We start from the raw sequence: 26,869 nt of genomic DNA on the forward strand, positions 1-26,869 counted from the left end.
AGGGAGGTGTGATTCAAGGCGAAGTCAAGCCGAGAGGAGACTTTGCCGTGACGTTTGGGCTGGGCGACATCCGGGTGGCAGCGCGAGCCGAGTGGTTGATCGAGCAGATCGTGGCGACGGGATCGCTGGTGGTGCGCGAGCTTGGCGGGACGCGGGCCGGAGAGATGGCGGTGCACCGGTTTTTGTCGTCGCCGTACAGCTCGGTGGAAGGGATCGTGGAGACGCTGGCGTCGCGGACAGCCCAGCAGTGTGTGGGGCGCCGGGTGGTGGCGATCCAGGATACGAGCGAGGTCAACTTCAAGGGTCGGGCGGCCAAGCGGCGCGGGCTGGGTCCTGGGGGCAACGGGAAGGACCCCGGCTTCTTCCTGCATCCGGTGATTGCGGTGGATGTGGAGGAAGAGGCGGTGATCGGCCTGGTCGGGGCCCAGATCTGGACGCGAGGCTCGGTGCCGGTGGGCGAGCGGCGTGGCCGGGCCCTGGCGGAAAAGGAATCGATGCGCTGGCACGACGGCTGCACCACCGCGGCCCGGGTGCTGGCCGAGGCGGCGGCGGTGACGATGATCGCCGACCGCGAGAGCGACATCTGGGAGCTGTTCACCGAGCGCCCGGACAATCTCGACCTGATCCTCCGGTCGGCGCAGAACCGCAGCCTGGCCGGCGGCGGCCGGCTGTTCGCCGCCCTGGACGATGCCCCGGAGCTGACGCGCCGCCGCATCCTGGTGCCGCCGAGCCGACCGGGCGAGCGCAGCCGTGAAGCGACCCTCGCGATCAAGGCGGGCAGCGTGCAGATCGCCCGTCCGAAGAGCCGCAAGGCCGAACCGGGCGCGGTGCGCACCGTAACCCTGACGCTGGTCCAGGCCATCGAGATCGATCCGCCCGACCCGAAGCAGGCCATCGCCTGGCGCCTGCTCACCACCCATCCCGCCGACGGCGCCGACGCCGCCACCGAGATCATCGATCTCTATCGCCTGCGCTGGCGCATCGAGCAGGTCTTTCGTGCCCTCAAGAGCGATGGCCTGGGCCTCGAAGACACTCAACTCGCCGATGCCGAGCGGCTGTTCATCCTCGCCGCCATGGGCTTGGCCGCCGCAGTCCGCACCCTGCAACTCGTCGATGCCCGCGACGGCAGCCCCAGGCCGGCCACCGACGTGGTCGATCCCGACCTCCTCGCTCCACTTGCCGCCATCTCTCGATCCCTCGAAGGCAACACCCCGCGCCAGAAGAACCCCCATGCCCCCACCAGCCTCGCCTTCCTCTCCTGGGTCACCGCTCGCCTCGGCGGATGGAACTGCTACGGCAAGCCACCGGGTCCCAAAACCATGCACAATGGATGGAAACGGCTCGCCCCTATGCTCCATGGCTATGCCCTCGCAACACAGGCAAAACTTCCGTGAATCCCGTAGCCCGCGAGGGGAGGGGGAGAGTGGATGGCTGGGCGGAGTGGTGACGGGTTGTTACGCGGTCGCGCTACATCGGCCCTCAACTGCTGTCCGGCTGCCACGGTTTCGGCATGGGGCGGCCGGTGCCGGATTCATCCGACGGAGGAGGCCAGCCGCGCTTGGGCCGAGCGGCCACGGAAACGGCTTCGGCACGGGCGCCGGGCACGGGATCGGGGGGCAAGGCATCGGCGGGCGGGCGGTCGGGGGTTTCGGCGGCGGCGCCGGTCCGGTCCCGCGGCAACAGGGCCGGGTCCAGGTCGCGCCGCTCCTCCGCCTCCTCGAACGGTTCGAGCTCGTTCTCCAGGCACTCGCTCTCGGCCAGGGATTCGCGCGGCTCCGTCCGGCGGGGCTCGCCGTCCCGCGGCGCGGCTTCGGCCGGCGCAGCCTCGGCTGGCGCGGCCTCGGCCGGCGCAACGTCGGACGCCTCCTCCGCCGGCGGGCGCTGCGGCACCGCTTTCCCGGCCTTGCGATCCTGATAGCTTTCGCGGACCCGCTGGCTCATCGCGATCGACAGCCGCACCGACCGGGCCAGGCGCACCTGCGCCAGCCCGAAATCCGGTTTCGTCTGCGTGATCGGCGTCGCCATCTGCTCCATCGCCGTCATCCGCGCCGAGCGGAGGCCGATCTCGACCAGCTCGCCCAGGGAGCCCAGCGCCCAGCGCGTCCAATGCATGTCGGGGTCGGTCGGCCGGATCGGTTCGGATTTCGCCTCATCCATAGAACATAGCATGAACGAAGATCGCGGCCGCGCGCAATGAACATCGCGTTCACACTGCAGCCGCGCCGCTTTGCCCCGGCATCTTGGTCGCAAGGACGACGGACAGCGGGGGCCCGGACGGGATAGCATCCGGCGGAAACCTTGCCGCGGCACCGGATGACCAGGACCCTGTCCCCACCCCTGACCGACCTGACCCCCGCCCTGGGCGGGGCGGAGGCGAACCCGATCCGCATCGGCTTCGCCGACAAGAACCCGCTGGTGCTGCGCGGGCTGCAGTCGCTGTTCGGCGAGGACCGGCGGTTCGAGCTGGTGGTCTCGGCCAGCGACGGCGAGCGCTTCCTCGACGCCGTGGCGCGGTTCGAGTTCGATGTCGGCATCATCGGCTGGGTGATGGCCAATGGCGACGGCCGCGCCGTGCTGGAGGCGCTGCGGGACAAGACTCCGCGCATCGTCGTCTACACCGGCGCCGACCTGGGCGTGGCGCGCACCGCGATGCAGCTGGGCGCCGCCGGCTTCCTGTCGAAATCCGAGCCGCCGGAGCGCCTGCTGGACGTGGTGGCCGAGGTGGCGCGCGGCCGGATGATGTTCCCCTTCCTCGACCTCGGCCGGGCGGCGGCCGCCGACCCGCTGGCCTGCCTTACCGGGCGCGAGCGCGAGCTGCTGGAGCGGCTGGCCGAGGGCTTGAGCAACGAAGGGCTGGCCCGCTGCTTCGGCCTGTCGCCGAACACGGTCAAGTTCCACCTGCGCAACCTGTACGAGAAGCTGGGCGCCGCCAACCGGGCGCAGGCGGTGGCCGTGCTGCTGGGGCGGGACCGGGGGTAGGCGACGGACAGGCAACCTGATTCTTAGTCCCCCCTCCCCCTGCGGGAGGGGGCTAGGGGGAGGGGGTTCTCTCGGCTCGAACCAATCCAGACTGTCGCAAACCGGCGGTGACGGCGAGTTCAGTGCCCTGCCCATTCGCGCGCGGACGCGCGCGGCCCCCTCCCCCTGCCCCCCTCCCGCAAGGGGAGGGGGGACTGATAAGAGCTCGCGTCAGCGAGGTGTGAATGCCGTAGGGGGCTCAAGAGGGCGGTTGCGATGGCACCCCGCGCTCGCAAAATTTTTCGCCCGGCATCCTACGAACGTAGGACGACCCGGGCGGGCGGGGCGTGGTTGGCTGTGATCGGAAGGGCTTCCTCGCAACGGCTTCCGGGACGCCATCATGCAGATGCTCGACGCCAGAGATCCGATCCGCTTCGCCGCCCCGCCGGCCGATGTCGACGACCATGGGCCGGAGGTCGAGCTGCAGCCGGTGCTGCGCAGCGCCGTCCCGGGGCCTGAGCCGTTCAACGCGCTGGTGCTGGTGCGCGGCACCCTGCCCGCCGGCGCGGCGGAGACCGCCGGGACCTTCGCCGTGCGGACCAATTTCACCCTGGCCGGCTTCGACCCGATGTCGCCGGCGCCGTTCAAGCATTCCTCGACCGCGGCGCTGCGCCAGCCGGGCGCGCCCGAGGTGGAGATCGACGCCATCGACCACGGCTATTTCGACGAGTCCGGCCGCTGGGTGCTGCTGGTCCGCGGCGACAGCCTGCGCCAGCACGGCGCGGTCGAGCTGACCAGCTGGGTGATGTGCCGCGAGCCGCCCCCGGCCCGGCGGCTGGATGACCGCCTGGCGTTCCGCAGCTATCGCTCCTTCACCCCGCCGCGGCCGCCGCAGCCGGCGGATGCCTGGAGCCGGGCCATGAGCCGGATCGTCCGCCGCCCGGAGATCGGCCAGGCGGCGGCGTGAGGCGGGCTGCGGCCCGGCCAAGGCCGGCTCGGAGGGTCCTCATGCGTCTCCCTTCGGTCGCGGAGGGTCGGGGGCAGCGACCGGGCCGTAATTGTCGTGCAGCCGCCACCATTTGTAGGGATCGCCCTGAGGCCGCCCGGGCGGCACCGCCTGCCAGCTCTCCTGCCGACCCAGCGGCGTCATGTCGAGAAACGACCAGACGGGGCCGATGTCCTCGATGCCGCGCCCGTTCAGGAAGTAGGTGCGGAAAACACGGTCGCCGCGCCGGATGAAGACGTTGATGCCGAACAGGTCTTCGACACCGAAATCCCGGGAGAACCGGTCGTCGGGCAGCGAGTAGAACGGGATATGGCTCCAGCCCATCCGTTTGCGCAGGCTCTCGATCCGGTCGACAGGGGCGGCGGTGACGAAGGCGAGGGTCGTGTCGCGTGCTGCCAGATGGGCCGGATGCACGACGGTGTCGGCGAACAGCGCGCAACCGCTGCACGGCCCATCCGGCCAATTTTCGACATCGGGCGCATAGAAGAAGCGATAGACGACAAGCTGTCGTCGTCCCTCGAACAGCCCCAGCAGGTCCCTGTCGCCATTCGCACTTCCGAATCTGTAATCGCGGTCGACTTCGGTCACCGGCAGGAGCCTGCGCTTGGCGGCCAGACGATCCTTGGCCTTCATCAGGGCCTTTTCCTCCGCGAGCAGCGCCTCGCGGGCGGCGTTCCATTCCTCTTGCGAAACCACATCGAAGTCGCCGATCGGTTCGCGCATGGACGGAGCGGGGACCGCGGGACCTTCCTGTCGAGCCATAGCCTCCTCCGCTGAAAGCGTTGCGTGCCTGCATGTAACGGTTCTGCAAACACGCCGGTTTCAGGGGAGTGGTTCGTCGTCCTGTCGAACCCGCGACGGGCGATCAGGCGGCGGCCGGCTCTCCCCCTCACCCCCCTCCCTCTCCCAGAGGCAACCGCCTTCACTCATCTCCGGGTGTCGTTCGCGTTGCCTTTCCCGCTTGCGGGACCTTTTCAGAATGACTCCGCCCTTCCGGTATGGACTTTTTATCCTCCCCCTCCCCTTGCGGGAGGGGGTAGGGGGAGGGGTTTTCTCTCGGCTCGATCCGACCTGGATGGTCGCAAAACGGCGCCAATGGCGAGTTCTGTCCACTGCCCCTTCGCGCGCGGACGCGCGCGCAGACCCCTCCCCCTGCCCCCTCCCGCTGTTTAGACCGGGGAGATGGTGGACACCTGTTCGGGGACATGGTGAACAGGTTGGGCCATGTTCTGGCGCAGGTCGACCTGCGCCAGAACATGGCTGCGATAGCACAGATCGAAGAGGCCGTCGGTGTCGGTGGCGCGCAGTGCGACGTGGCGGCCGGCGAAGGCCTTCGAGCAGTTGATCTTCTGCCCTTTGAAGCTGATCCAGCCGGTGTCCTGCACCTTGCGGATCTGGGCTTCGGGCTCGTAGTCGGGCGGGGTGATGGCCTCGGGCATTGTGCGCGGGCTCACTTGGTAGCGCTTGGAAGGCGTCTCGAGCTCGATCGCCTGGTGCGGCCGGTGGGTGTTGTAGACCTCGCGCCAGGCATCGAAGGCGGCCTGGGCCTGGGTGAGGTTCCGGAACCGGTAGCCGTCGAGCACCTCGGACTTGAGCGTGCGGTGGAAGCGCTCGTCCTTGCCTTGGGTTTGGGGATGGTAGGGCCGGCCGTGGCTCACCGCGACGCCCAGGTCGAGCAGCCAGACGGTCAGCACCGTGTACTGCGCCGACCCGCCCGTGCCCCAGGGCGGGCCATTGTCCATCAGCATCCGCCAGGGCAGGCCGTAGCGTCGGAACACCCGGACCAGTCGCTCCTGCACGGTCTCGCTCGTCTCGTTGCCGCAGGCGCCGATCTCCAGCGAATAGCGGGAGTGGTCGTCCAGCACCGTCAGCGGATGGCAGCGCCCCGCCTCCAGCGCGAAGTGGCCCTTGAAGTCCATCTGCCACAGGTCGTTCGGCGCCGCATGCTCGAACCGCACCCAGTCGCGCCGCTCCCCCGCCCGCGGACCGTCCAGCTTCCCGTGCCGCCGCAGAATCTCGGTGATCGTCGAGACCGCCGGCGGCACAAGTCCCTCCCGCTCCAGCACTCGGCGGATCTTCCGGCCGCCCCAGGCCGGATGCGCCGCACGCTCCGCCAGCACCCGCGCCTCCAGCTCCGCCGGTGTCTTCCCCGGACTGCCTCGCGGCCGACGCGACCGCTCCGCCAAGCCCTCGGCTCCTTCCTCCCGATAGCGCTCCAGCCATTTGTACCCTGCTGTCCGACCGACACCGAACCGACGGCACAGCTCCGATATGTTCGCATCCGGCATCAGCGCCAGCCGGCAGAACTCTTCCCGTTGCGACATGCGCGAACACTCCCGAAACGGCATACGGCCTCCTTCGCCTCATGCCGTAAGTGTTCACCATGTCCCCGAACACCTGTTCACCATCTCCCCGGTCCATACACCCGCAAGGGGAGGGGGAGGATTAAAGGCGCAGGTCGAGTCGAACGGCTGGATTCTGAAAAGGTCTCGCAAGCGGGAGAGGCAATCTGTTCGCATATCTGCGGTCGGTCTCACTGATCGATGTGTGATCCGGTAGCTCCTCTCCTATAGCAGCACGTCGTCGGCCGTCAGCCGGGTCAGGGCCTGGCCCTGGTACCAGGTCGGCTCGAGGATCACCTGCATGTCGGAGCGGCCATCGCCATCGGCATCGGCGGAGACCAGGAGCCCGCGGCCCAGCTGCTGATAACGCAGCTCGCCGGCCGTGTGGCTGAACGGGGCGTCGCCGATCAGGGTGAAGGCCTGGTCGCCCGCCGCCGTCTGGTCGGCGTCGATCCGCGACAGGTCGAGGATGTCGCGGCTGCTGAAATCGGTGACCCGGTCCTCCTGCCCCGGCAGGCTCTCCACCAGCCGGTCGATGCGGATGACGTCGTCGCCGTTGGCCGTGGTGATGTCGTCCGCCCCCAGCCCGCCGACGAAGACGTCGTTGCCGGAGGGCGTGGGATCGTCATAGCTCATCAGCGTGTCGTCGCCGCCGCAGCCGGAGAGCAGGTCGTGCCCATAGCCGCCCTGGAGGGTGTTGGCCCCGTCGTCGCCGACCAGGATGTCGTTGGCGGAGGTGCCGGTCAGGTCCTCGATGTCGCGCAGGTCGTACTGCCAGGTCAGTCCGGACGGCCCCGACCGGACCGCCGCCCGGCCCTCGGCCAGGGTGATGAAGGCGCCGTCGGCGCCGGCATACGCGGCGCTGAAGCTGTCGGTTCCGTCGCCGCCGTCGATCAGGTTGCCGGCGCCGACGGAGCCCAGGGCGAAGGTGTCGTTCCCCTCGCCGCCATACAGGCGGTTGGCGGCGCCGCGGAACGAGATCACGTCGTCGTGGAAGCCGCCATGGATCGTGTCTCCGCCGTCATCCAGAAAGATCGCCGCCGACCGGGCGCCGGAGGTCGTGCGGATGTCGATCACATCCGTGCCGGTGTAGGCGTAGATGAAATAGAGTTCGTCATTGCCCTCGACGATGATGTGGTCGTTGCCGGTGGTGCCTTCGATCGTCGTCGCCATGCCTGCCTCCGTGGTGTCGGCATCATCGATACAATGATAGGAAGGTGGTCAGTATAGGCGATACGACGTCCTATGGAACCGGCGACGGGCGATCAGGCCAGCGGCCGCTCTCCCCCTCACCCTCCCGCCGCCAACGCGGCGGGCCCCTCCCTCTCCCCGAGGAGAGGGAAAAACACCTCTCCCTGGGGAGAGGTCGAAATCGCATCGCGATTTCGGGTGAGGGGGTGGCTCAGTCCGCCGGGAGTTGCGCTTCGATCGCGGTCTTGTCGAGCACCGACCAGACCTGGACGATCCGGCCGCCCTGGAACTCGTAGAACACATTCTCGCTGAACGAGACCGTGCGGCCGTTCACCTCGAGGCCGAGGAACCGGCCCTTGGGCGAGCAGGTGAAGTCGAGCCGGGCGGCGACCAGAGGCGGGTCGCAGGCCAGCAGCCCGATGGTGAAGCGCAGGTCCGGGATGTCGCGGAAATCCTGCTCCAGCATGGCGCGATAGCCGGCCAGGCCGAAGGGGCGGCCGTTGTGACGGGCCGAGTCGTCGACGAAATCGCCCAGCCGCGCCCAGTCCTGCCGGTTCAGGCAGTCGATATAGGCGCGGTAGCGGGCGGCGAGGTCGGTCATGGCGATGGCTCCTGTGCGGGCGGCCGGCCGATCATGAACCCCCGTCCTGCGGTTTCGGTTGCAGCGTGAAATCACAGGGGACGGAGCGGCCGAGTTGCACCGCCACATCGGCCGTGGTTTGGGACGCGTAGCCGAGGGCCGCGGCCTCCACCGTGTAGGACCCCACGGGCAGCCCCGGGATCCGATAGGCGCCGCGCCCGTCGGTCACGGCCGCCCTGGCAATGCCCGCCCTGGCCGTGACGTCGCATCTCGGGATTCCCTGGCCCGTCGCGGCATCCACCACCCTGCCCGCGATCGTGCCGGTCAGATCCGCCATGTCGCCCTCCTCCATTCCGCCGGGCCGCCGGCAGCGTCTGCCCCGGGGGGCAGCGCCCGCCCGCCGGCAGCGCCTTGCATTCTCCACATTCCGCCGCAAAGGTTGGGCCGCCGCAAGGGTTGAAGGGGTCGGTTCGGGGAGGGGGAATGACGAGCAGCATCCGGGCGGTGCGCCGCGAGGACGAGCGCGCGGAGCGCCGGCGTCTGGCCTATGAGAAGGCGGCGCAGCAGCAGGCGGCGCTGGAGGCCGCTTCATCCGCCGCCGAGGAATACGACCGGCTGATCGAGGCCCTGACCGGCGCCCACCGGGTCCAGCTGCCGCGCCGCGACTGGCACGCCCTGGTCGCGGCGCCGCCGCCGGCCGAGCCCGAGCGGTCCGCGGCGCAGGAGGCGGCGGCGCGGCGGCAGCAGGAGGCGTACCGCCCCGGCTGGTTCGCCCGCACCTTCGGCGGGGGCCAGCGGCGCCAGGTCGAGCTGACCGCGGCGGTGGAGGATGCGCGGGTTCGCGACGAGGCGGAATTCCAGGCGCGGCGGCAGCAGGCCGAGGCGCGCCGGGCCGAGATCGATTTCGCCCGGCGGCTGGTGGCGCGCGACCCGGCGGCGGTGGCCGACGCGCTGGGCCGCTTCACCCGGCTGGGCGACCTGCCCTTCTCGGTCGAGGGGCTGGACCTCGTCTTCGTCGCGGGCGGGCGGATCGTCGCCATGATCGACGGGCTGGACCTGGAGGACCTGCCGGACCGGTCGGTGACGCTGCTGCAATCGGGCAAGGCCTCGGTCAAGCCGCTGGCGCAGGGCCGGATGCTGGAGCTGCACCGCGACACCATCTGCTCGGCCGCGGTGCGGGTGGCGGCGGAATGCCTGGCCGCCCTGCCGGTCGAGGAGATCGAGGTGGTGATGCAGGCCGACCTCTTGGACCGCGGCTCGGGCCATATCGGCGTCACGCCCGTGCTCTGGCTCCGGGCGACGGCCCAGGCCCTGGCCGCCGTCAACCTGCCGCAGACCGACGCCGCCGCCCTGGTCGAGCGCCTGGGCGGCCATTTGGACTGGAGCCGGCGGGAGGGGTTTCGGGCGATCGGGCTCGGGGAGTTTGATGTGCCGGCGTATGAGAGGGAGTGAGGGAGGCTTACGTCCTCAGCCAAGCTTCATGATCTGACAATGTCAGGTCCCCCCCTCTTTGAATTTGACATTGTCAGCTGGATTGTGCGACCTTCCTGACATGGAGGTCGGACATGAGCGATGGCCCTCACAAGACATTGCCGATGCGGGCGAACTGGAAGGCCCTGCTTTGGAGTGCCTACAATCCTGCTTCCAGCAGCAGAGAAATTTCCGAAGGGATAGCCCCTGCGCTCAGCAGCGATTGGCGCAATGAAGTGACTCCAACGCTTGTCAGGGCGTTGGATCGCACCTTGTGCGGCGAAGCCGCTCTCTTTCCGGACCAAACTGCCTCGGATGTTCAGGTGCTTCGTGCCCGCAGTAACTCTCCAATGGATGCCTCCTTTATTGATTGTGCATTGGATGCTCTGGCCGACGGTTTGAGCGGGCCAGAAGCAATGATCCTTGCTATCGAAGGAGCCCTAGAAACTAGAATCCTTAGTGCGTTTCGACAAATCGAGGAACACGTCGTACGGGAAGGAGCTAAGGGTCGGGCGGCCAAAGTAAGAGAACGCCTGGAAACTGCTCTTCCAAACGTTTCCTTGCAAACACTTGCTCGCCAAATTCTGGACAACAGTAGCAGAGCGACCGTACAGGCCCCTAAGAACGATGGCCTGGATGACGGAGTCATGCTGTGACTGATCAAAAATACGCTGCGGATCCGACAAATAAATTTCTCCTCGATGCCATTGAGCCGGGTGTTCGCGCTCGACCTGGCGCAGCCATAGCCGTTATAGGACGTAATCTTGAGATGTCGATTGCGGGCCTTAAGGCCTATTTTTTTGCCGAATGGCAAACTAAGTTGGTCGATCTTCTTGTGGTCGCGGCTGCAGCTGAATACTGTGACGTCGTCAAACGCCGTCCTGCCTTGGGATGGGCTCGCACCTTCGACGTTCGTGTAGCAGTCCACGACCCCAGTACATGGCGCGCGACACCCGTTAAATCAGCGCTGGAGGATGCACTGCATCTTTTGACGGGCGATAACTGGTCATTCACGTTTGTCAAACGCATCTCTGAAATGGATTCAGTTCGCGACCCCTCTCTGTCCATCACACCAACTGATCGTACGATTATGCCGTATAGCGACGGCATAGATTCAAAAGCCGTAGCCGAAATTGTCCAGTATCAGGAGCGTGGCGGCCTCGTACGCGTGCGGCTTGGATCTAAAGGAGTTGACCGAAAGTCTCGCCGAGTGCGGTTTACAACCGTCCCCTATGAGGTAAACGTTGCAAAGCATCTTAGACGAGAATCTAGCGCCCGCTCTCGCGGCTTCAAGTTTTCGATCATAACAGGTATTGCCGCACATCTCGCTAAAGTTAATAGGATAATTGTTACCGAGAGTGGCCAAGGATCGTTAGGGCCCATTCTGGCCTGTACTGGACATTCTTATCCAGATTATCGAGTTCACCCAACATTTACCAAAAAAATGGAGCAACTTTTTACCGAACTGATGGGATCTAGCGTACATTACGAATTTCCCCGCATATGGAAGACCAAGGGCGAGACGATTGGCGAGGCCTCGGCTCTTCCATCAAAGCCAACTTGGCACGACACGCGGTCGTGCTGGCAGCAGTCTCGCCAAACCGGCATTGCTGGACGACGCAGACAATGCGGAATCTGTGCAGCCTGCCTCTTGCGGCGAATGAGCATGCATGCCGCCGGTCAGCCGGAATCGCAGGATATGTACGTATGGGAGGATCTCACAGCTCGGGAGATACGTGACGGCGCTGCTGCAGATTTTAAGCTGTACACTTCCCGCCTTGAGCAGTACGCGATCGCTGGCGTCCTACATCTGGACCACCTCGCGGCACTTCCCGGGTCCCCACTCCATGCCCGACGCCTGCGTCAGGTGGCAAGAGAGACGGCTCGGGCGCTTGGTGAAGACGTGCATGAGGCGGAAGCGAAGTTGATTCATATGTTGGAGTGTCATCGTCGCGAGTGGTGCGACTTTCTCCGCATGCTCGGCCCTAAGTCCTTCGTCACACAGCTCGCATCTGTGCTGCCATGACGAGTGGATCTGACGCGCTCGATCCGATCGAGGTTGGTGAACGACTACGACTTGCTCGTGAAGCCGCCAAAGTCACACAGGCGACCGCAGCAGCCGCATTGGATTTTGCTCGTACGACTTTAATTGCTATAGAGCAAGGTCAGCGGCGGCCACGCCTCGACGAACTGCAGAAGCTTGCAGCGCTCTACGGCACTTCGCTAAACGCACTTCTCCGTCGCGAGGCCGTTCAAGTGGATTTGAGGCCACGGTTTCGCAAAACTATAGAAGCTGACGAAGCTATCGAGAACGCAGCAGCGTTGCTCACCGGCTTGGTACAAGCGGAAGTCGAACTTGAAAATCTCCTCGGAATTCAACGAACCCGGAACGATCCACCAGAGCGCCCCCTTCTTCCTGGCGACGTTCTGATTCAAGCCGAACAGGATGCATTTGAACTGCGCCAGTGGCTTGGCCTCGGATTGGCGCCGGTGCACGATATGACATCGCTCCTCGAGCTACAGGTTGGAGCACGTGTGTTCGTTCGGCGTCTGCCACCCAAAGTCTCGGGACTCTACGCCTTCGATGAAAATATAGGCGCATGCATTCTGCTCAATGCGGCCCACCCCCGCGATCGTCGCGCGCAGACCGCAGCTCATGAACTGGGACACCTCGTCTCCACCAGACGTGAGCCCGATGCACTTTATGAAGGCTCCCCTGAAGCTAACCGGGATGAGCGGTATGCTAACGCATTCGCTCGCGCATTCTTGACACCAGCGCGTGCCGTTATGGCCAAATTCCGCGACATTACCGCAGGCGCTACTCAATTAACGCGTCGACATGTTATCGTTCTGGCACATTCTTTTGGCGTATCGCGTGAAGCTATCGCACGACGGCTGGAGGAACTTCGGCTCACAAAAATTGGGACGTGGGACTGGTTTGCAAATTATGGCGGAATTACCGAAGAACAAGTTCGCCAAGTACTAGGCGGTGAAGTGATCAATGACCGAGAGCAGCTGGATGCCAATAGGCTTATCTCAATACGCCTTAATCTCCTAGCCAGTGAGGCGTGGCGACGAAATCTCCTGAGCGAGGGGCAGATATCACGTTTGCTCCATCTTGATCGTGTCGAAGTTCGGGAGTTACTGGACGTATATGATGCAGAAGGCCCGATGACAGATGCGGCCCCGACGCTACGTACCTGACACAACCGACATTCTTGTTGCCGACGCTAGCGTCTGGATCAACCTTGTCGCCACCGGCCGAGCCGCAGAGCATTTGCGCGCTATCAGGAAGAGATTCGTGATAACCGATGTTGCGCTTGGGGAACTCGAGAAAGGGCGTACCAAGGGCCGACAAACAGCCGACGAGGTGATTGCATTAATACACCTTGGGCTTGTCGACGTGATGAGACACCGCCCCGAGGACGACGATCTCTTTCTTGGATTGATCGCAGGAAAAGCTGTCGAAACTCTGGACGATGGCGAAGCAGATACATTGGTTGTTGCAAATAGCTGCGGATGTATCGCTGTCATCGATGAACGTAAAGCGACAATAATCGCGGCACGGAAATTTCCTCATTTGAATCTACGAACAACGGTCGATTTACTGTTATCTACCGAGGTGATCGAAACTTTAGGACTCGAGATTGTCTGTGACTCATTGCATCGCGCGCTCGTGTCGGCCCGCATGAGGATTCCGGAGCACCACCTCGCCGAAGTCCTACGATTGATCGGCCCAGAGCGAGCAAAAGCCTGTACGAGCCTCCCGGCAGCCCATCGTAGAGGCTCCTGAGCGCTCCGGCGGTTTTCCTCCCCACCCATCCGGGCAGGTCCCGCCCCACCCGTAAGATCGCGCCCGCCCACCCGGGTGGGCGTTCCGGTCCGCTGTCCCCTCCCCGATCCTGATCGTCCTGGGGAGCGACAGACTCCCTGCCCCGCACCCGGCCCCGGCCGGAGTGCGGATATCGGGTGGAGATGCGCATGACCGGTGCAGCGATTGCCGAGGACGGCTTCATCTACGCGCTGCGCCGCGTCACCGAAGCCGCCGCCCGCGCCGCCTTCGACTGGATCGGACGCGGCCGCAAGGACGAGGGCGACGCCGCCGCGGTCGACGCCATGCGCACCGTCCTCAACCATCTCGACATAGACGGGTACGTGGTCATCGGCGAGGGCGAGAAGGACGAGGCACCGCAGCTGTACAAGGGCGAGCGGCTGGGCCGCGGCGCCGAGAGCAGCCTGGCGGTCGACATCGCGGTCGATCCCGTCGACGGCACCAGCCACTTGGCCAACGGCCAGACCAATGCGCTGGCGGCGGTCGCCATGACGCCGCAGGGCGCCATGTTCGACCCCGGCCCCGCCTTCTACATGGAGAAATTCGCCGGACCGCCGGCGGTGAAGGGCCGGATCGACCCGCTGGCGCCGACCCGCGACAAGCTCAAGGTGCTGGCCGAGGCGCTGGGCAAGCCCGTCTCCGAACTGTCGATCTATGTGCTGGAGAAGCCGCGCCACCGCCGGCTGGTGGAGGAGATCCACGCCGCCGGGGCCCGCGTCGCCCTGTACCCCGCCGGCGACGTGGCCGGCGCCATCGTCGCCGCCATGCCCGGCGGCGGGGTGGACGCGCTGATGGGCACCGGCGGTACGCCCGAAGGGGTGCTGGCGGCCTGCGCCATCCGGGCACTCGGCGGCGAGTTCCTGGGCCGCATCGACCCGCAGCTGGAGCATGAGCGCGCCGCCGTGGCCCAGGCCGGCCTCGACACCCGCCGCTGGTGGGGGGTGGAGGAGCTGGTGCGCAGCGACAAGGTCTGGTTCGCCGCCACCGGCATCACCACCGGCCTGCTGTTCGAGGGCGTGTCGCGGCGGGGCACGAGCACCCGCACCCAGTCGCTGATGCTGACCGCGCCGGACCGGCGCTGGCAGGTGCTGACGACGTATGTGGAGACGCCCGCGCCCCAGGAGGCGGGGCGGTGAGCGCGCACCTGGCCCGCCGGGCTCGGATTGCCTCTCCCGCTTGCGGGAGAGGTCGGGCTCGCGCAGCGAGACCGGGTGAGGGCCGGCCCAGGCCTCGACAAAGAACCCTCACCCGGAGCCGCTTCGCGTCTCCGACCTCTCCCGCAAGCGGGAGAGGCAACCTACGGCGCTGGGGTCGCGCATGAGCACGACGGCCCCACTGCCCACTCAGACCCCTCCGCCCACTGCCGCGACGACACCCAGGGCGGAGGCAGCCCCCTCCCTCATTCCTCCCCCCGAGGGAGGGGGCGAGCCGGACCCCGCGGGCCGGAGCTGGAGCCGCAACCCTTCCGAGCCGCGCCCGAGGCTCGCCGATCACGACCCGAGATGGGAGACCAGAATGTCCAAGCCCTCCTTCGACCGGCCCATCATCCTCGGGATCGTCGGTGACAGCGCGGCCGGCAAGACCACCCTGTCGCGCGGCATCGCCGAGATCCTGGGGCCGCAGCGCTGCACCCTGATCTGCACCGACGACTATCACCGCTACGACCGGCGCGAGCGGGCCAGCAACGGGGTCTCGGCGCTGGACCCCGCCGGCAACTATGTCGACATCCTGGAGCAGCACCTGCACCTGCTGCGCCAGGGCCAGCCGATCCTGAAGCCGATCTACAACCACGACCAGGGCACGCTGGACCGGCCGGAATACATCGAGCCGAAGGAGTTCGTGGTCGCGGAAGGGCTGCTGGGCTACGCCACCCGGGCGATGCGCGACTGCTACGACGTCAAGATCTACCTCGACCCGGAGGAGGAGCTGCGGGTGCGCTGGAAGGTGCACCGCGACACCAGCAAGCGCGGCTACACCGCCGAGCAGGTGCTGGAATCGCTGAAGAAGCGGGAGTACGACAGCCCGACCTTCATCCGGCCGCAGCGGCTGTTCGCCGACATCGTCATCCGCTTCCAGCGGCCGCCCGGCGCCAACTCCCAGGCCGGGGCGCCGGAGACCGACCATCGGCTGGATGTCGCCCATATCCTGCGCCCGACCCTGCCGCATCCGAATTTTTCCCGGCTGATCGAGGCGGTGGGCGACGGCAGCGTCGGCTTCGAACTGACCCGCGACGAGGGCAAGCCGGTCGACGTGCTGGACATCCGCGGCTCGATCTCCGACCGCCGGGCCGAGCGGGTGGAGGAGTATCTCTGGGAGCACATCCCCGAGGCCAGCCACCTGCGCGACAGCCTCGGCCGCTACGACGGCGCCGCCGGCCGCAGCATCAGCCACCCCCTCGCCCTCACCCAGCTCCTGGTCGCCTTCCACATGGTCAAGGCCGCCCAGGGCGTGCACGCGGTGTGAGGGTGTGATGAGAGCCCTCACCTCCACCGTCATTGCGAGGAGGCGAAGCCGACGAAGCAATCCATGCCTCCGCTCTTGCTGCCCGATGGATTGCTTCGCTGCGCTCGCAATGACGGTGAAGGCCCGGAAACCGAGCCCGCGCTTCGACTGAACCCAAGGAGCCCCCGATGGCCCGCATCACGCTGCGACAGCTTCTGGACCACGCCGCCGAGCATGGCTACGGCGTGCCCGCCTTCAACATCAACAACATGGAGCAGATCCTGGCGATCATGGCCGCGGCGCAGAAGGCCGACGCGCCGGTGATCCTGCAGGCCAGCCGCGGCGCCCGGTCCTATGCCGGCGACCTGATGCTGGCGAAGATGGTGGAGGCGGCGGAGGCGATGCATCCCGCCATCCCGATCTGCCTGCACCAGGACCACGGCAACGACGACGGCACCTGCCTGTCCGCCATCCAGCACGGCTTCACCAGCGTGATGATGGACGGATCGCTGGAGGCCGACGCCAAGACCCCGGCCAGCTATGACTACAATGTCGGGATCACCCGCCGGGTGGCGGCCACGGCCCATGCCGTCGGCGTGTCGGTGGAGGGCGAGCTCGGCGTGCTCGGCAGCCTGGAGACCGGGCAGGGCGAGGCCGAGGACGGGCACGGCGCCGAGGGTGCCTTGGGCCACGACCAGCTGCTGACCGACCCGGACCAGGCGGTGGCCTTCGTCCGAGAGACCCGGGTCGATGCCCTGGCCATCGCCATGGGCACCTCGCACGGCGCCTACAAATTCTCGCGCCGGCCGGACGGCGAGATCCTGGCCATGCACGTGGTCCAGGCGATCCATGAGCGGCTGCCGGAGATCCACCTGGTGATGCACGGCTCCTCCTCCGTCCCCGAGGCGCTGCAGGAGCAGTTCAACCGGTTCGGCGGCGAGATGCCGAAGACCTGGGGCGTGCCGGTCGAGGAGATCCAGCGCGGCATCCGCTACGGCGTGCGCAAGGTCAACATCGACACCGATTGCCGCCTGGCCATGGCCGCCGAGATCCGCCGCGTGGCGGTGGAGAAGCGCGGCGAGTTCGAACCCGCGCAAGTTCCTGCAGCCGTCGATGGCGGCGCTGGAGGCGCTGTGCCGCGAGCGCTACGAGCAGTTCGGCACCGCCGGCCAGGCCGCGAAGATCACCCCACTGCCCCTGCCCGAGATGGCGAAACGCTACCGGTCCGGCGCGCTGGACCCGCGCATCGCCATCGGCGCCGCAGCCTGAGAGAGGAGAGCGTCATGAGCACGAACGTCACGACACTGGACGCCAAGAGCGGCACCGTCACCGGCAAGGACCGCTACAAGGCCGGGGTGATGGAATACCGGAAGATGGGCTATTGGGAGCCCGACTACGTGCCGAAGGACACCGATGTCCTGGCGCTGTTCCGGATCACGCCGCAGGACAATGTCGACCCGATCGAGGCGGCGGCGGCGGTGGCGGGCGAGAGCTCGACCGCCACCTGGACCGTAGTCTGGACCGACCGGCTGACCGCCTGCGAGAAGTACCGGGCCAAGGCCTACCGGGTCGACCCGGTGCCGAACCAGCCGGGCCAGTACTTCGCCTATATCGCCTATGACCTCGACCTGTTCGAGCCGGGGTCGATCGCCAACCTGACCGCGTCGATCATCGGCAATGTCTTCGGCTTCAAGCCCTTGAAGGCGCTGCGGCTCGAGGACATGCGGCTGCCGGTCGCCTATGTGAAGACCTTCGACGGGCCGCCGACCGGGATCGTGGTCGAGCGCGAGCGGCTGGACAAGTTCGGCCGGCCCCTGCTGGGCGCCACGGTGAAGCCGAAGCTGGGCCTGTCCGGCCGCAACTACGGCCGGGTGGTGTACGAGGCGCTGAAGGGCGGGCTCGACTTCACCAAGGACGACGAGAACATCAACTCGCAGCCCTTCATGCACTGGCGCGACCGGTTCCTGTACTGCATGGAGGCGGTGAACCGGGCCCAGGCGCTGACCGGCGAGGTCAAGGGCACCTACCTCAACGTCACCGCCGGGACCATGGAGGACATGTACGAGCGGGCGGAGTTCGCCAAGTCGCTCGGCAGCGTCATCGTCATGATCGACCTGGTGATCGGCTACACCGCGATCCAGTCGATGTCGAAATGGGCGCGGCGCAACGACATGATCCTGCATCTGCACCGCGCCGGCCACGGCACCTACACAAGGCAGAAGACGCATGGCGTGTCGTTCCGGGTGATCGCGAAGTGGATGCGCCTGGCGGGCGTCGACCACATCCATGCCGGCACCGTGGTCGGCAAGCTGGAGGGCGACCCGAACACGACGCGAGGCTTCTACGACATCCTGCGCGAGGACCATGTGCCGGCGACGCTGGAGAACGGCGTGTTCTTCGACCAGGACTGGGCGTCCCTGCGCAAGGTGATGCCGGTGGCGTCCGGCGGCATCCATGCCGGGCAGATGCACCAGCTGCTGGACTATCTGGGCGAGGACACGGTGCTGCAGTTCGGCGGCGGCACCATCGGCCACCCGATGGGCATCCAGGCCGGCGCCCAGGCCAACCGCGTGGCGCTGGAGGCCATGATCCTGGCCCGCAACGAGGGCCGCGACACCAAGGTCGAGGGGCCGCAGATCCTGGTCGACGCTGCCCGGCACTGCCAGCCGCTGCGCCAGGCGCTGGACGTCTGGAAGGACGTCACCTTCGACTACGCCTCGACCGACACGCCGGACTTCGTGCCCGCCGTCACCGCCGCCAGCTGAGGAGGCCGCCACCATGCGCATCACCCAGGGATGCTTCTCGTTCCTGCCAGACCTGACCGACCGGCAGATCACCGACCAGGTGCAGTACTGCATCGACAATGGCTGGGCGGTGAACATCGAGTTCACCGACGACCCGCACCCCCGCAACACCTATTGGGAGATGTGGGACCTGCCGATGTTCGACATCCGCGACGCCGCCGCGGTGATGACCGAGCTGGCGTCGTGCCGCAAGGCCTATGGCGACCGCTACATCCGCATCTCCGGCTTCGATGCCACGCCGGGCTGGGAGTCGCTGCGGATCTCCTTCCTGGTGAACCGGCCGGCGGAGGAGGCCCGCTTCCACCTGGAGCGCCAGGAGGTCGAGGGGCGGAGCATCCGGTATACGACACGGCTGGTGGCGGGGCCGGCTTCCTAGGCCCGCTCCTTTTCCCGCTTTCTCTTTCTGTCATGCCCGGGCTTGACCCGGGCATCCAGAGGCTGTCGACGCCCACTGGATTGCCGGGTCAAGCCCGGCAATGACAGGAGGGGGAATGCGGGTCAGCGACTTCAAGAAACCCGAAGAGGCCCGCCATGACCGAAGCCGCCCTGGCCCTGCCGCCGGCCGACACCCGCATCGACCTCGCCCAGGAATTCGCCGAGACCCGGATCGACGAGGTGTTCGAGGCGCTGGACCGCGACCTGGTCGGGCTGGTGCCGGTGAAGACCCGGATCCGCGAGATCGCCGCCCTGCTGCTGGTCGAGCGCATCCGCCGCCGGCTCGGCCTCGGCGCCGAGGCGCCGACCCTGCATATGAGCTTCACCGGCAACCCCGGCACCGGCAAGACCACCGTCGCCATGCGCATGGCCGATATCCTGCACCGGCTCGGCTATGTCCGGCGCGGGCACCTGGTCTCGGTGACCCGCGACGACCTGGTCGGCCAGTACATCGGCCACACCGCGCCGAAGACCAAGGAGATCCTGAAGCGGGCGATGGGCGGGGTGCTGTTCATCGACGAGGCCTATTACCTGTACCGGCCGGAGAACGAGCGCGACTACGGCCAGGAGGCGATCGAGATCCTGCTGCAGGTGATGGAGAACCAGCGCGAGGACCTGGTGGTGATCGTCGCCGGCTATGGCGACCGGATGGAGAAGTTCTTCAGCAGCAACCCCGGCTTCCGCTCGCGCATCGCCCATCATGTCGAGTTCCCGGACTTCGCCGAAGAAGAGCTGATCACGATCGGCGAGGGCATGCTGGCGCGGCAGAACTACCGCTTCAGCCCGGAGGCGCTGGCCGCGTTCCGCGACTATGTCGCCCGCCGCATCCGGCTGCCGCATTTCGCCAATGGCCGGTCGATCCGCAACGCGCTGGACCGCGCCCGGCTGCGCCAGGCCAACCGGCTGGTGCGGGAGATGCCGCCCGAGCTGACGGTCGAGGATTTCGTCACCCTGGCCGAGGCCGACATCCGCGCCAGCCGCGTGTTCTCGGCCGAGCCGCCGGAAGTGGAGGCCAAGCTGTGAGTGTCGTGATCGCTCCTTCGATCCTCTCTGCCGACTTCGCCCGGCTGGGCGAGGAGGTGCGCGCCATCGTCGCGGCCGGCGCCGACTGGATCCATATCGACGTGATGGACGGGCATTTCGTGCCCAACCTGACGATCGGGCCGGATGTGGTGAAGGCACTGCGGCCGCACAGCGACCGGGTGTTCGACGTCCACCTGATGATCGCCCCGGCCGACCCGTATCTCGACGCCTTCGCCAAGGCGGGGGCCGACGTCATCACCGTGCATGCCGAGGCCGGGCCGCATCTCGACCGGTCGCTGCAGCACATCCGCAGCTTGGGCAAGCAGGCCGGGGTGGCGCTGTGCCCGGCGACGCCGGCGGACGCCGTCGCCCACGTGCTGGACCGGCTGGACCTGATCCTGGTGATGACGGTCAATCCCGGCTTCGGCGGCCAGGCCTTCATCCCGGCCATGGCCGAGAAGATCCGCCGGATCCGCGCCATGATCGGCGACCGGCCGATCCGCCTCGAGGTTGATGGCGGGGTGACGCCGGAGACGGCTGCGGTGGTGGCCGCGGCCGGGGCGGACACGCTGGTCGCCGGCTCCGCCGTGTTCCGCGGCGGCCCCGCCGCCTATGAGGCCAACATCGCCGCCATCCGCCGCGGCGCTTCGGCCCGGTGAGGCGCACAATGGCCCTTCCCATTCACTCCAATCTTTCGCCGGAAGGAGGCAGAAAAACGGCAATCGGTGATGCATCCGTGACGGGATCCGCGAGCACCCGCGCGTATCGTGCCCTGGCTGAACTCCAGCATTTCCATGGATCGATTGGCCTCTATCCGAAAGGCATCAGCCATGAGCACGACATATTCCGATACTCAGGTCATGATGACCCTCGCCGCCTTTGCGGCGACTGGCGCAACCGAACGCCCCTCCAGCGAACCCCTGAAGGAGCACACGGCCCGGATCGGCCACGGCATCACCGCCCTGCTGAAGATGAAGGAGCTGGCCACCGGCGGCGCCTGGACCCTGAAATGGGTCGGGCAGACGGCCAGCCGCGCCAACCTGGCCTATATCGCCCAGGGCCCGGACAACGGCAGCGGCCCGGTCTATGCGCTGGTGCTGCGCGGCACGGTCGGCGGCTCGCCGATCGACACGGCGGAGGACATGCAGGTCGGCCTGATGCTGCCCTTCCTCGGCGGCGCGGCCGGCAACATCTCGCAGGGCGCGATGCAGGCCTTCACCGACATCGTCATGGGCACTGGCCTGATCCAGGCACTGCAGGAGTGCAGCCCGATCCTGACCCTGTACGTGGTCGGCCACAGCCTGGGCGGCGCCATGGCCACCACGATGAGCCTGTACATCGCCAACACCGGCATCGTCGACTACACCAACATCTACCCGTATACCTTTGCGGCGCCGACCGCCGGCGATCAGGCCTTCGCCACCGCGTTCAACAGCCAGTTCTCCTGGGCCGTCTGCGTCATCAACGCCTACGACCTGGTGCCGAACGCCTGGCAGACGCTGGCGTCGATGCCGGCGAACTCCGGCAACGGACAGCAGCTGTACTACCCGGGGTTGTTTTCGAGCCCGAAGGGACCGGGTCCGACGATGGAGAAGCACAACGCCATCGGCCTGGTGATCAGCTCCATCGCCGACGGCACCAACGGCAATCTCTACGTCCAGCCGACCCAGCAACAGCCCTGGCTGAACGTGAGCGACGTGCCGGTGCTGCAATGGGCCTATCCCGCGAACCTCACCTCCATGCAGGAATTCGAGGTGCAGGTCGGGTTCCAGCACGCCAACACCACCTATCTGGCGCTGCTGGGCGCGCCGAGCCCGACAGCGAAGGCGCCGGTCGTCGCCTCGATCAGTCCGCCGATCGGGGTTGCCGGCACCCCGGTGACGATCACACCACCCGTCGGCATGATCTTCGAGCCGGGCAGCGTGGTCGATTTCGGCATCGTCGCGGTGCCCTGCACCGTCGCCGACGACGGCTCCAGCATCTCCGTGGTGGCGCCGCCGGGGGTCGGCACCGTCGATATCCGGGTGACCAACAAGTTCGGCACCTCCCCCGCGGTGCCGGTCTATCCGAACCTGACCATGGACAGTTTCAGCGACCAGTTCACATACCAGGGCTACTAGCCCCCCGCATGCGGCCGGGTCCGGTGCGGCGGACCCGGCCTGGGGCGGAAGGCCGAGCCACGAGCCCGGCTCTGCCCCACGCGGTGGTGCTCGACCTCGACGGCACCCTGATCGACAGCGTCGCCGACGTCGCCGCCATCCGGAGTAGTGCCCGATGACCGCGCCCATCCCTCGTCGCCCGATTGTCACGACAACGCGGTTGCATTTTTTTGAGAACTGCTTCCTACTGGCGTCGGCGGTATCCGCGCCAGTACTCGCCCAGATGCATCTAGAAATTCAGAAGTATTTTTCCTTTTTTGTTGGCGCGTTTGAACAAAAGGATTGCCGTGATGCCAGACTATTCCACCACCACGAAGATCATGATGACCCTGGCGGCGCTGGCCTCGGACGGGGCCGATCCGCGGCCTTCGGGGGAGGCGCGGGACCAGCACGCCGCCCGGATCAAACAGGGCATCGCCGCCCAGCTGCAAGACACCGCCCTGGCCACCCAGGGCCAGTGGAGCGTGACCTGGGTCGGGCTGACCGAGGACGACGCCAACCTGGCCTATATCGCGCAGGGGCCGAACGACCGCGACGGCAACTCGGTCTACGCGCTGGTGCTGCGCGGCACCCAGATGGGCGACCTGATGGACCAGTTGGAGGACCTTCAGGTCGGGCAGTTGCACGACTTCTTCTCCGGCGGCAAACCGCCCACCGAGCGGCAACCCAAAATCTCCAAGGGTGCGATGGAGGCGTTCAAGGAAATCACCGCGGGCACCGACCTGCAGCAGCAGCTTGCGAAGCTGAAGCCCCACACGCTCTATGTCGTCGGCCACAGCCTGGGCGGGGCGATGGCAACCACGGTCGCGCTGTACCTGCAGCACCAGGTCTCGGCCGGCAAGCTGCCGATCGCAAGCATCCAGCCCTACACCTTCGCCGCCCCGACATCGGGCGACAAAGTCTTCGCCGACTGGTTCGACCAGCAGTTCCCGAATGCCGTCTGCACCTACAACAAATACGATCTGGTGCCGAACGCCTGGGCGACGCTTTGGAAGCTGCCCTTGGACCCGTTGATCCATCAGCCCTTCTATCCCGGGCCGAACGACAACCCGCCGGGGCCTGGCCCGACCGCGGATCTGACGAACGACATCGGCGTCCTGCTGGTCGCCGCCGCCGCCCTGACCAACGGCAACACCTATGTCCAGCCGACCCGGCAACCGCCGCTGAACAACGAGTCGCCGCTGCAGTTCCTGGAAAGCTATACCGCCCCCGCAACCGCACCGGTACAGCAGTTCCTGGAGCAGGTCGGGTACCAGCATTGGAGCGACACCTATCTGCGGCTGCTGAACGCCCCGCAGGTCCCGCCGCCGGCCGTCCCCGCCGTCGCCTCGGTCAGCCCGACCAGCGGCAACTGGGGCACCAAGGTGACGATCCTGCCGGCGTCGGGCTCGACCTTCACCTCCGACTGCGTGGTGGATTTCGGCGGCTTCGCGGCGGCGTCGCAGACCGTGGCCCCCGGCGGGACCAGCATCACCGCCGTGGCGCCCCTCGGTTTCGGCGCGGTCGACATCCGGGTGACCAACATGTTCGGCACCTCGGCGGCCGGTTCGGGCGACAAGTTCACCTTCACTTTCTAGGGACGGCGCCCGCCCAGCCCCGGCTCGCCGGGTCCGGGCAGGGCGGCGGGGAGGGCCGGCGATGAGCCCGGTCCCTCTCCGCGGTCCTCGTGCGGTCGTGTTCGACCTCGACGGCACCCTGGTCGACAGCGTCGCCGATGTCGCCGCCGCCCTGGCCGGGGTGCTGCGCGAGGCCGGCATCCACCCGCTGTCGGAGGACGAGGTGCGCGGCCTGATGGGCCATGGCGCGCCCGGGCTGCTGCGCGGGGCGCTGCGGCTGCGGCGCTGCGACCCGGCCGAGGCCGAATGGATGACCCGGCGCTTCCTCGACCGCTACGCCGCGGCGCCGGCGGTGCGCAGCACGGCCTATCCCGGCGCGGTCGAGGCGGTGGCGGCGCTGGCCGCCGCCGGAATCCCGGTCGGCATCTGCACCAACAAGGCGGCCTGGACCGCGCGGGCGGTGCTGCGGGCGCTGGGCTTCGCGCCGCATGTCGGGGCGCTGGTCGGCGGCGACAGCGGCCACGGCATGAAACCGGACCCGGCGCCGCTGCTGGCCTGCATCGCGGAGCTGGGCGCCACGCCGGAGGACACGGTCTATGTCGGCGACCACCATGTCGACATCACTACGGCCCGGGCGGCCGGGGTGCGGGTGCTGGCGGTGCCGTTCGGCTATGGCGACGTCGCCATGCTGGAGCCGGACGGAATCCTCGCCGACTACGCCGCGCTGCCGGAGATGCTCGGCCTCGCCGAGGCCGGGTAGCCGTGGCGCTCCAGGCGATCCTGTTCGATGTCGACGGCACCCTGGCCGAGACCGAGGAGGTGCACCGCCGGTCTTTCAACGCCGCCTTCCGCGCCGCCGGCCTGCCCTGGCACTGGAGCCGCGACCTGTACCGCGAGCTCCTGGCCGTGACCGGCGGCAAGGAGCGGATCGGGCGGTTCCTGGCCGGGCTGGCCGACCCGCCTTGCTGCGACGTGGCGGCGCTGCACCGGGCGAAGACCGAGCGCTACACCGCGCTGGTGGCGGCCGGCGCCGTGGCCCTGCGCCCCGGCATCGCCCGCCTCCTGGCCGAGGCGCGGACCCAGGGCGTGCGGCTGGCGATCGCCACCACCACGACGCCGGCCAATGTCGCGGCGCTGCTGGCGGCGGCGCTGGGGCCGGAGGGGCCGGCGCTGTTCGAGGTGATGGTCGCGGGTGACGCGGTGCCGTGCAAGAAGCCGGCGCCGGACGTGTACCGGGCGGTGCTGGAGGCGATGGCGCTGGACCCGGCCGCCTGCATCGCGATCGAGGATTCGCGCAACGGCGTGCTGTCGGCCCGCCGCGCCGGCCTGCCGGTGCTGGCGACGCCGGGCCTCTACACCGGCGACGACGACCTGCGCCACGCTTTCGCAGTGCTGTCCGATTTGGGCGAGCCGGACGCGCCCTATCGGCACCTGGGCGGCGCCGGGGCCGGCGAAGGCTGGGTGACGGTCGAGGCGCTGGGGCGGTGGGTTGCGGACTGCAAGCCCCGTCACGACGGTGCCTCCCCCTCCCCCTACCCCCTCCCGCAGGGGGCTACGGGATGCACGAAAGTGATTTGCGTGTGGAGGGAGGTGTGATTCAAGGCGAAGTCAAGCCGAGAGGAGACTTTGCCGTGACGTTTGGGCTGGGCGACATCCGGGTGGCAGCGCGAGCCGAGTGGTTGATCGAGCAGATCGTGGCGACGGGATCGCTGGTGGTGCGCGAGCTTGGCGGGACGCGGGCCGGAGAGATGGCGGTGCACCGGTTTTTGTCGTCGCCGTACAGCTCGGTGGAAGGGATCGTGGAGACGCTGGCGTCGCGGACAGCCCAGCAGTGTGTGGGGCGCCGGGTGGTGGCGATCCAGGATACGAGCGAGGTCAACTTCAAGGGTCGGGCGGCCAAGCGGCGCGGGCTGGGTCCTGGGGGCAACGGGAAGGACCCCGGCTTCTTCCTGCATCCGGTGATTGCGGTGGATGTGGAGGAAGAGGCGGTGATCGGCCTGGTCGGGGCCCAGATCTGGACGCGAGGCTCGGTGCCGGTGGGCGAGCGGCGTGGCCGGGCCCTGGCGGAAAAGGAATCGATGCGCTGGCACGACGGCTGCACCACCGCGGCCCGGGTGCTGGCCGAGGCGGCGGCGGTGACGATGATCGCCGACCGCGAGAGCGACATCTGGGAGCTGTTCACCGAGCGCCCGGACAATCTCGACCTGATCCTCCGGTCGGCGCAGAACCGCAGCCTGGCCGGCGGCGGCCGGCTGTTCGCCGCCCTGGACGATGCCCCGGAGCTGACGCGCCGCCGCATCCTGGTGCCGCCGAGCCGACCGGGCGAGCGCAGCCGTGAAGCGACCCTCGCGATCAAGGCGGGCAGCGTGCAGATCGCCCGTCCGAAGAGCCGCAAGGCCGAACCGGGCGCGGTGCGCACCGTAACCCTGACGCTGGTCCAGGCCATCGAGATCGATCCGCCCGACCCGAAGCAGGCCATCGCCTGGCGCCTGCTCACCACCCATCCCGCCGACGGCGCCGACGCCGCCACCGAGATCATCGATCTCTATCGCCTGCGCTGGCGCATCGAGCAGGTCTTTCGTGCCCTCAAGAGCGATGGCCTGGGCCTCGAAGACACTCAACTCGCCGATGCCGAGCGGCTGTTCATCCTCGCCGCCATGGGCTTGGCCGCCGCAGTCCGCACCCTGCAACTCGTCGATGCCCGCGACGGCAGCCCCAGGCCGGCCACCGACGTGGTCGATCCCGACCTCCTCGCTCCACTTGCCGCCATCTCTCGATCCCTCGAAGGCAACACCCCGCGCCAGAAGAACCCCCATGCCCCCACCAGCCTCGCCTTCCTCTCCTGGGTCACCGCTCGCCTCGGCGGATGGAACTGCTACGGCAAGCCACCGGGTCCCAAAACCATGCACAATGGATGGAAACGGCTCGCCCCTATGCTCCATGGCTATGCCCTCGCAACACAGGCAAAACTTCCGTGAATCCCGTAGCCCGCAGGGGGAGGGGGAGGATGAACTTCCAGAGCAGCCCAAAGCCGAGGAAAGTGCCGGCGCGCATTTTTCACTCTCCCCCTC

Annotated in this window: 24 protein-coding genes and 2 pseudogenes; 20 read left to right on the forward strand and 6 right to left on the reverse strand. The window is 67.5% G+C overall.

Features of this window, described 5'->3' with window-relative positions:
- Positions 1–47 precede the first annotated feature (47 nt).
- A complete protein-coding gene (locus QFZ27_RS38120) occupies positions 48–1,394 on the forward strand; it encodes an IS4 family transposase (RefSeq protein WP_429224333.1) in 1,347 nt (448 codons plus the stop codon).
- An 85-nt stretch (positions 1,395–1,479) separates the two neighbouring features.
- Here the strand turns inward: QFZ27_RS38120 and QFZ27_RS38125 are convergent, their stop codons facing one another.
- Positions 1,480–2,034, reverse strand: coding sequence for a hypothetical protein (locus QFZ27_RS38125; protein WP_429232162.1), 555 nt, complete (start codon positions 2,032–2,034; stop codon positions 1,480–1,482).
- Between the two features lie 279 nt (positions 2,035–2,313).
- On the opposite strand from QFZ27_RS38125, the gene QFZ27_RS38130 reads away from it, so the two are divergent.
- Together QFZ27_RS38130 and QFZ27_RS38135 are read left to right on the forward strand one after the other, a co-directional pair.
- Positions 2,314–2,979 carry a LuxR C-terminal-related transcriptional regulator gene (locus QFZ27_RS38130; RefSeq protein WP_429232163.1) on the forward strand — a complete coding sequence of 222 codons (666 nt, stop codon included), beginning with the start codon at positions 2,314–2,316 and terminating at the stop codon, positions 2,977–2,979.
- A 379-nt stretch (positions 2,980–3,358) separates the two neighbouring features.
- Positions 3,359–3,925: a hypothetical protein gene (locus QFZ27_RS38135; RefSeq protein WP_429232164.1), complete on the forward strand. Its 567-nt coding sequence runs from the start codon at positions 3,359–3,361 to the stop codon at positions 3,923–3,925.
- 39 nt (positions 3,926–3,964) lie between these two features.
- Here QFZ27_RS38135 and QFZ27_RS38140 read toward each other — a convergent pair whose 3' ends face one another.
- The 5 genes from QFZ27_RS38140 to QFZ27_RS38160 form a co-directional block, all read right to left on the reverse strand.
- On the reverse strand, positions 3,965–4,687 hold the full coding sequence (locus tag QFZ27_RS38140; protein WP_429232165.1) for a DUF899 family protein: 723 nt from the start codon (positions 4,685–4,687) through the stop codon (positions 3,965–3,967).
- Positions 4,688–5,133: 446 nt separating this feature from the next.
- Entirely contained in the window at positions 5,134–6,312 is a 1,179-nt protein-coding gene (locus QFZ27_RS38145) for an IS481 family transposase (protein ID WP_429232166.1), read from the reverse strand.
- A gap of 219 nt (positions 6,313–6,531) precedes the next feature.
- Complete coding sequence (locus tag QFZ27_RS38150) at positions 6,532–7,479, reverse strand: calcium-binding protein (RefSeq protein ID WP_429232167.1); 948 nt, start codon at positions 7,477–7,479, stop codon at positions 6,532–6,534.
- Between the two features lie 229 nt (positions 7,480–7,708).
- Positions 7,709–8,098 carry an ester cyclase gene (locus tag QFZ27_RS38155; protein WP_429232168.1) on the reverse strand — a complete coding sequence of 130 codons (390 nt, stop codon included), beginning with the start codon at positions 8,096–8,098 and terminating at the stop codon, positions 7,709–7,711.
- A 31-nt stretch (positions 8,099–8,129) separates the two neighbouring features.
- Positions 8,130–8,414, reverse strand: a complete 285-nt coding sequence (locus QFZ27_RS38160) for a carboxypeptidase-like regulatory domain-containing protein (RefSeq protein ID WP_429232169.1) — start codon at positions 8,412–8,414, stop codon at positions 8,130–8,132.
- Positions 8,415–8,560: 146 nt separating this feature from the next.
- Here QFZ27_RS38160 and QFZ27_RS38165 point away from each other — a divergent pair, with 146 nt between their 5' ends.
- The 17 genes and pseudogenes from QFZ27_RS38165 to QFZ27_RS38245 all read left to right on the forward strand — a co-directional run bounded on the left by QFZ27_RS38165 (position 8,561) and on the right by QFZ27_RS38245 (position 26,776).
- Positions 8,561–9,529 carry a hypothetical protein gene (locus tag QFZ27_RS38165; protein WP_429232170.1) on the forward strand — a complete coding sequence of 323 codons (969 nt, stop codon included), beginning with the start codon at positions 8,561–8,563 and terminating at the stop codon, positions 9,527–9,529.
- 113 nt (positions 9,530–9,642) lie between these two features.
- The gene (locus tag QFZ27_RS38170) at positions 9,643–10,203 is read left to right on the forward strand and encodes a hypothetical protein (protein ID WP_429232171.1); all 561 of its coding nucleotides are present in this window, start codon (positions 9,643–9,645) and stop codon (positions 10,201–10,203) included.
- Positions 10,200–11,573: a 7-cyano-7-deazaguanine synthase gene (locus tag QFZ27_RS38175; RefSeq protein WP_429232172.1), complete on the forward strand. Its 1,374-nt coding sequence runs from the start codon at positions 10,200–10,202 to the stop codon at positions 11,571–11,573. The genes QFZ27_RS38170 and QFZ27_RS38175 overlap by 4 nt, the downstream gene beginning before the upstream one ends.
- Positions 11,570–12,751: an ImmA/IrrE family metallo-endopeptidase gene (locus tag QFZ27_RS38180; RefSeq protein WP_429232173.1), complete on the forward strand. Its 1,182-nt coding sequence runs from the start codon at positions 11,570–11,572 to the stop codon at positions 12,749–12,751. Before QFZ27_RS38175 ends, QFZ27_RS38180 begins: the two co-directional genes overlap by 4 nt.
- Positions 12,726–13,340, forward strand: a complete 615-nt coding sequence (locus QFZ27_RS38185) for a PIN domain-containing protein (protein WP_488168139.1) — start codon at positions 12,726–12,728, stop codon at positions 13,338–13,340. Before QFZ27_RS38180 ends, QFZ27_RS38185 begins: the two co-directional genes overlap by 26 nt.
- Before the next feature lie 188 nt (positions 13,341–13,528).
- Positions 13,529–14,515, forward strand: coding sequence for a class II fructose-bisphosphatase (glpX, locus tag QFZ27_RS38190; RefSeq protein WP_429232175.1), 987 nt, complete (start codon positions 13,529–13,531; stop codon positions 14,513–14,515).
- Between the two features lie 379 nt (positions 14,516–14,894).
- The gene (locus tag QFZ27_RS38195; RefSeq protein ID WP_429232176.1) at positions 14,895–15,842 is read left to right on the forward strand and encodes a phosphoribulokinase; all 948 of its coding nucleotides are present in this window, start codon (positions 14,895–14,897) and stop codon (positions 15,840–15,842) included.
- Between the two features lie 167 nt (positions 15,843–16,009).
- Positions 16,010–17,090 (forward strand): annotated as a pseudogene (gene fba, locus QFZ27_RS38200) (class II fructose-bisphosphate aldolase).
- A gap of 77 nt (positions 17,091–17,167) precedes the next feature.
- Positions 17,168–18,586, forward strand: a pseudogene (locus tag QFZ27_RS38205) (form I ribulose bisphosphate carboxylase large subunit); the annotation flags it as partial.
- Positions 18,587–18,599: 13 nt separating this feature from the next.
- Positions 18,600–19,001 (forward strand): ribulose bisphosphate carboxylase small subunit, encoded by a 402-nt coding sequence (locus tag QFZ27_RS38210; protein ID WP_429232177.1) that lies wholly within the window; start codon positions 18,600–18,602, stop codon positions 18,999–19,001.
- A 155-nt stretch (positions 19,002–19,156) separates the two neighbouring features.
- On the forward strand, positions 19,157–20,083 hold the full coding sequence (cbbX, locus tag QFZ27_RS38215; protein ID WP_429232178.1) for a CbbX protein: 927 nt from the start codon (positions 19,157–19,159) through the stop codon (positions 20,081–20,083).
- Positions 20,080–20,742: a ribulose-phosphate 3-epimerase gene (rpe, locus tag QFZ27_RS38220; protein ID WP_429232179.1), complete on the forward strand. Its 663-nt coding sequence runs from the start codon at positions 20,080–20,082 to the stop codon at positions 20,740–20,742. The genes cbbX and rpe overlap by 4 nt, the downstream gene beginning before the upstream one ends.
- 201 nt (positions 20,743–20,943) lie before the next feature.
- Positions 20,944–22,203, forward strand: a complete 1,260-nt coding sequence (locus QFZ27_RS38225) for a lipase family protein (RefSeq protein ID WP_429232180.1) — start codon at positions 20,944–20,946, stop codon at positions 22,201–22,203.
- 329 nt (positions 22,204–22,532) lie between these two features.
- A complete protein-coding gene (locus tag QFZ27_RS38230) occupies positions 22,533–23,819 on the forward strand; it encodes a lipase family protein (RefSeq protein ID WP_429232181.1) in 1,287 nt (428 codons plus the stop codon).
- A 61-nt stretch (positions 23,820–23,880) separates the two neighbouring features.
- A complete protein-coding gene (locus tag QFZ27_RS38235) occupies positions 23,881–24,558 on the forward strand; it encodes an HAD-IA family hydrolase (protein ID WP_429232182.1) in 678 nt (225 codons plus the stop codon).
- Between the two features lie 2 nt (positions 24,559–24,560).
- Positions 24,561–25,394 carry an HAD-IA family hydrolase gene (locus QFZ27_RS38240; RefSeq protein WP_429232183.1) on the forward strand — a complete coding sequence of 278 codons (834 nt, stop codon included), beginning with the start codon at positions 24,561–24,563 and terminating at the stop codon, positions 25,392–25,394.
- A gap of 35 nt (positions 25,395–25,429) precedes the next feature.
- Positions 25,430–26,776 (forward strand): IS4 family transposase, encoded by a 1,347-nt coding sequence (locus QFZ27_RS38245; RefSeq protein WP_429224333.1) that lies wholly within the window; start codon positions 25,430–25,432, stop codon positions 26,774–26,776.
- The last annotated feature ends 93 nt before the right edge of the window (positions 26,777–26,869 follow it).

Origin of the sequence: Inquilinus ginsengisoli (assembly GCF_050434925.1) — a bacterium.
GTDB classification, from domain to species: domain Bacteria; phylum Pseudomonadota; class Alphaproteobacteria; order DSM-16000; family Inquilinaceae; genus Inquilinus; species Inquilinus ginsengisoli_B.

Bases quoted from the DNA above. Each gene is read 5' to 3' on its own strand.
- QFZ27_RS38125 (WP_429232162.1), bottom strand. From the start codon at position 2,034: ATGGAGCAGATGGCGACGCCGATCACGCAGACGAAACCGGATTTCGGG.
- QFZ27_RS38130 (WP_429232163.1), top strand. From the start codon at position 2,314: ATGACCAGGACCCTGTCCCCACCCCTGACCGACCTGACCCCCGCCCTG.
- QFZ27_RS38135 (WP_429232164.1), top strand. From the start codon at position 3,359: ATGCAGATGCTCGACGCCAGAGATCCGATCCGCTTCGCCGCCCCGCCG.
- QFZ27_RS38140 (WP_429232165.1), bottom strand. From the start codon at position 4,687: ATGCGCGAACCGATCGGCGACTTCGATGTGGTTTCGCAAGAGGAATGG.
- QFZ27_RS38145 (WP_429232166.1), bottom strand. From the start codon at position 6,312: ATGCCGTTTCGGGAGTGTTCGCGCATGTCGCAACGGGAAGAGTTCTGC.
- QFZ27_RS38150 (WP_429232167.1), bottom strand. From the start codon at position 7,479: ATGGCGACGACGATCGAAGGCACCACCGGCAACGACCACATCATCGTC.
- QFZ27_RS38155 (WP_429232168.1), bottom strand. From the start codon at position 8,098: ATGACCGACCTCGCCGCCCGCTACCGCGCCTATATCGACTGCCTGAAC.
- QFZ27_RS38160 (WP_429232169.1), bottom strand. From the start codon at position 8,414: ATGGCGGATCTGACCGGCACGATCGCGGGCAGGGTGGTGGATGCCGCG.
- QFZ27_RS38165 (WP_429232170.1), top strand. From the start codon at position 8,561: ATGACGAGCAGCATCCGGGCGGTGCGCCGCGAGGACGAGCGCGCGGAG.
- QFZ27_RS38170 (WP_429232171.1), top strand. From the start codon at position 9,643: ATGAGCGATGGCCCTCACAAGACATTGCCGATGCGGGCGAACTGGAAG.
- QFZ27_RS38180 (WP_429232173.1), top strand. From the start codon at position 11,570: ATGACGAGTGGATCTGACGCGCTCGATCCGATCGAGGTTGGTGAACGA.
- QFZ27_RS38185 (WP_488168139.1), top strand. From the start codon at position 12,726: ATGCGGCCCCGACGCTACGTACCTGACACAACCGACATTCTTGTTGCC.
- glpX (WP_429232175.1), top strand. From the start codon at position 13,529: ATGACCGGTGCAGCGATTGCCGAGGACGGCTTCATCTACGCGCTGCGC.
- QFZ27_RS38195 (WP_429232176.1), top strand. From the start codon at position 14,895: ATGTCCAAGCCCTCCTTCGACCGGCCCATCATCCTCGGGATCGTCGGT.
- QFZ27_RS38210 (WP_429232177.1), top strand. From the start codon at position 18,600: ATGCGCATCACCCAGGGATGCTTCTCGTTCCTGCCAGACCTGACCGAC.
- cbbX (WP_429232178.1), top strand. From the start codon at position 19,157: ATGACCGAAGCCGCCCTGGCCCTGCCGCCGGCCGACACCCGCATCGAC.
- QFZ27_RS38225 (WP_429232180.1), top strand. From the start codon at position 20,944: ATGATGACCCTCGCCGCCTTTGCGGCGACTGGCGCAACCGAACGCCCC.
- QFZ27_RS38230 (WP_429232181.1), top strand. From the start codon at position 22,533: ATGCCAGACTATTCCACCACCACGAAGATCATGATGACCCTGGCGGCG.
- QFZ27_RS38235 (WP_429232182.1), top strand. From the start codon at position 23,881: ATGAGCCCGGTCCCTCTCCGCGGTCCTCGTGCGGTCGTGTTCGACCTC.